Annotated in this window: 4 protein-coding genes; 2 read left to right on the plus strand and 2 right to left on the minus strand. The window is 62.8% G+C overall.

Translation table 11 applies throughout. The annotated features are described in order from the left end of the window. Window positions 1-716: type I secretion C-terminal target domain-containing protein (locus RJQ10_RS00205; protein ID WP_350142410.1), on the plus strand; the 716-nt coding region annotated here is incomplete at its 5' end. A 62-nt stretch (window positions 717-778) separates the two neighbouring features. Beyond that, on the plus strand, window positions 779-1,093 hold the full coding sequence (locus RJQ10_RS00210; RefSeq protein WP_350142412.1) for a hypothetical protein: 315 nt from the start codon (window positions 779-781) through the stop codon (window positions 1,091-1,093). Window positions 1,094-1,099: 6 nt separating this feature from the next. Here the strand turns inward: RJQ10_RS00210 and RJQ10_RS00215 are convergent, their stop codons facing one another. Further along, a complete protein-coding gene (locus RJQ10_RS00215) occupies window positions 1,100-3,022 on the minus strand; it encodes a bifunctional diguanylate cyclase/phosphodiesterase (protein ID WP_350142414.1) in 1,923 nt (640 codons plus the stop codon). A 26-nt stretch (window positions 3,023-3,048) separates the two neighbouring features. After that, on the minus strand, window positions 3,049-3,738 hold the full coding sequence (locus RJQ10_RS00220) for a transglutaminase-like cysteine peptidase (RefSeq protein WP_350142416.1): 690 nt from the start codon (window positions 3,736-3,738) through the stop codon (window positions 3,049-3,051). Between the last annotated feature and the right edge of the window lie 429 nt (window positions 3,739-4,167).

A 4,167-nucleotide genomic window follows, 5' to 3' on the forward strand; every position in this document is an offset into this window, starting at 1 on the left:
CCATTACCTGGGAAAGTGCTGGCGGTGCCATCAGCAGCGGCGTGATTGAGGGCAGCCTCGGCAGCCTGACGGTCAATCCGGATGGTAGCTACAGCTACAGCATGAGTCGAGCTGGTCGCGATGCATTGGAAGCGGACTCGGAGGTCACCGAGACATTCACCTATTTCCTGACCGATGCCGATGGTGACCGGGTCGAAACCACGCTGGACGTGGTGCTGCAGGGCGTGGCAAACGCCGCTGGCGGTGACCCGGGCTTCGCGCCGCGCGAAGTGCCCAGCCCCATCCTGGAGCCGGTGGTGGTTGACGAGCCCGCCGTCGACGCACCGGCTGGCGAGCCGGTGGCGGGCGGGTTGATTATGGCTACGCCGGATGATGATGTGTTTGTCTTCACGCTCAACGAGCAGCCGGAATCGGGCGCTACGACCATTGTCGGATTTGGTGACAGCGGTGCGGACACTCTGGACCTGCGCGACCTCCTGCAGGGCGAGGAGGCCGATGGTGTCGACCTGACCAGCTACCTGAAAGTGTCTTATGATGGAGCGGATACGGTCATTGAGGTCAGCACCAGCGGCAGCTTCCAGGACAATCCGGGAGACATTGGCAAGGTCGACCAGATCATTACCCTCGAGGGTGTGGATCTGGCGGGCGAGCACGATGACGTGGCCTCGGTGATTGCCAGTATGCTCAAGTCGGGCCAGCTGACAATCGACCAGTAGCAGAGAGCTGCAACGGACCCGGCGCCCGCAAGGGTGCCGGGGACTTTTATGGGAGCGGAACAATGCCTTACGTCAAGCGCGACAGCAGCGGCCGGATAGTCGCAGTCAGCCAGCTACGCGGAGACTGCGACGAGGCTGTGGCGCCGGAAGACGCCGACCTCGCGGCGTACCTGAATGCTCTGGGCCACCATCCAGGTGAGCTCGTTGCTACCGATCAGGATTTTGTCAGGGTGCTGGAGGATGTCGTAGAGCTGTTGATCGAGCGCGGGATCATATTGTTCACCGACCTGCCGGACTCCGCGCAGAAGAAGATGCTGCATCGGCAACGGCTGCGGAGCAAACTATCCACCAGCCTTGACCTGCTGGGCGATGACTGACTGCGGCTAGGTGTTGAAGTCGGTGATCGCAGGCCCGGTGGCGCCGTCGAAGCCGATTTCCTGCAGCTGGCTCCACTCCTCCTTGCTGCGGACTGCCTCCGCTATCACGATGACGCCGAGGGAGTGACCGACGCTGCACAGCGCGCGCAACAGGGTCTGGTTGCCGGGGTTGCTGTCGATAGCGCGGACGAACGAAGAATCCACTTTCAGGTAATCCAGACCGACGTCGGCGAGCTGGCCGATCTCTGCGAGCTGGTGCCCCACATGCTCGATGCCGATCTTGCAACCGTAGGTTTTTGCTCGCGCCGCCAGGCGCTTGAAGGCATCGAGGTGACGGAAAGCCATGGACTCGGGTAGCTCCAGCCAGAGATGGGCGGCGCTGGGTCCGGCTGCGGAAAGGCGGTCGCTCAGCCAGAGCAGGAAGCTGGGCTCCACCAGCGCGCCAACGGACAGGTTTACCGATAGCGGCCGGCCGCGCACCGCGGCTACTCGCAGGGCGAGATCGACTACGTGCTGGTCCAGTTCGCTGGACAGTTCGAGGCGGTTGATCCAGGGCAGGAACGTTCCCGCAGCAAGTTGCTGTCCATCCTGCTCCAGGCGCACCGGCGCCTCGAAATGAATCAATTGCCTGTTGCTGCCTACGACCGGGAAGCTGGCGAGAGAGAATCGTTGCTCGCGGAGGGCACGCTGCAGCACCTCGCGCCAGTGCTCCATCTGTTCCCTCACCGGCAGCGCCTGAATAGCGCCGGCATAGGTAGAGATGATGGCAGAGTTTCCCTTCTGCTCGGCGGAGATCAGTCCGCCGTCGAGCCGGGTCATCAGTTTCGTCAGGGTGTCATCCTGGACATAGACGGTGGTTGCGGCGGGCAAGGTGACGTCCTGTTGCATGCTGCGGGCTTCCATGACTTCGCGCACGGCATCCTGCATCTCCCGCGCCACTACCTCCAGCTCCATGGCGCGCGGCGCCAGCAGTGCAAAGTCAGAGCCGTTCAACCTGGAGGCCGCCCAGCGACTGTGACGGGCGACGATTGTATTCAGTGCCGCACCCACATCGGCCAGCAGGCCGTCGATGGCCTTGCGTCCATAGCTCTGGTTGAGCCGGGCCAGGCCGCCGATCCGAACCAGGGTCAGCGTGCCGGTGGCGTTGACGTCGTCACTTTCCAGCGCTGCGCTGAGGGACTGCATGAAGGGTTCCCGGTTCATCAGCCCGGTGACCCTGTCGATCTGGGCATTGCGCTGCCACTTGTCCAGGCGTGCGGTTTCCTGGCGCAGCGTGGCCTTGATCCGCTCCGACATGGTGTTCATGGCGCCGACCACACGCCTGAATTCCAGTGTGGAGGGCTCGGGCAGCGTGATGAAGCGGCGCTGGCCGATGGCTTCAGCCTGTTCCACAACGTCGTCGAGAGGCTTGAGGATTATCCGCAGCAGGTAGCTGCCCAGCAGGCCGGCAATCACAATCGCCGCCAGGAACACCAGGGCCAGCAGCTGGGTGCTTTGCCAAAGCTCCTGGTAGGCGAAGCGGGAATGGCTGCGCAGGGTGAGGGTGCCGACCTGCTGCCAGCCCTGCTGGACCTGGGCGATACCGGGCGCAACCTCTATCGGTAGCAGCTTGATGAACCAGGCGGGAGCCCCCTTGGCCTGTTGCCGGTCTTCCCTGCGCACGACAATCCTGCCTTCCGGGTCAGCCAGTTCCACCAGTTCGTAGTGGCCGGTGTCGAACTGGGCCGACACGGTCAGGTCCAGCAGCACCGGGTCCGCCTCCTGTTGGCTCAGCGACAGGGCCAGGGCGGCGGCGTTGTCGGTGTTTTTCATGTAGAGCTGCTGTTCCAGGTAGCTCTTTGCTGAGAGGCTGCTGACCACGAAACTGCCCCCGAAAACGAGACTCAGCAGGAGAATGATTGCCAGCCAGAGTTGTTTTAATAGTGACATGTCCTTGCTCCCTCAGTATGCGTTGATCAGCCGAGCCCGTCGGCCGCGATCCGTTGTAGCAGATCGTGCCAGCGCGATAGCCTGGCACCAGGGTCCCGGGTGGCCGGTGCGGCGGCGGCGCCCACCCACAGGCCCTGGCTGTTGAAGCCGAACACGGGTCGCAGGTCCGGCCGGCGCGACGCCGGACGAACCTCGGAGACCATGTTGTCCAGAATCAGGGGTTCAGCCGCAGGCGTGGGGTAGTAGGCCAGCACCATGTGGGCCTGGGTAGCGTTGCGGGCATCGCCGCTGATCTGGGCCTTGACGTAGGTGATGCGCATCTGCTCCACCTCAATGCCTGCCAACAGCAGAGTCATGTATTTCGCGATGCTGAAGTCCTCGCAGTCGCCCTCGCGGCGAGCCATGAGCTCCAGCGGTGTGGCCCAGTAGTCATTCCGCCCCCAGACCTCGATATCCTGGCGCCAGCGCACCAGGGTGTTGAAGAAGTTGTTCACACGCTCCACCTTCTCGACATCACTCAGCGCCGATATCTCGTCAATGAGTGAGCGCCAGCGGGCCACTGTATCGGCGGTGTTGGGGCCGTGGCGGCCCAGCGCCAGTCGCTCCATGCGGTCGAGATCGACGTTGGCCAGCACCAGTGTACCGCTGAACGCCAGCGCGATTGCCGCCGCGGCAAAGGCCGGAAGTGCACGCTGCAACGTACTCAGTAAGAGCATTCTTCAGTCCACCGCCAATTCCGCTCCAGGCCCGGGCGAGTCATGGGGGCAGTACTGCAGTCGCGCCGCCTCCGGCTAAGGTCAAAAGGCGATATTATCGTAATTTCTCCCGATCCGTGCGGCGCAGCACCCCAAACGTTGTTACGAATGGTATTCTGTGACGTGGTTCATGGTATCTGTCTGCAACATTCGTGGTACTCGTCCGGGCGCGCCTATAATCTTGCCAAGCTTTTTTGGGGATTGTGGCACAGCGCTGCGCGGCTCCGTTAGCAAGGAAGGGAGATTATGCAAGGAAAACTCGGTTTTATTGGCGCTGTGGCAGCTTTCTGTGCGATGCAGGGCGCAGTCGTGCAGGCGCAGCCCGTTGCAGATTTCAAGAGCGCCGTAACCCAGGCGGTGATGACCAACCCCAGGGTCAATGCGGCCTGG

The sequence above is a fragment of the Haliea sp. genome (assembly GCF_040222615.1).
Lineage (GTDB): Bacteria > Pseudomonadota > Gammaproteobacteria > Pseudomonadales > Halieaceae > Haliea.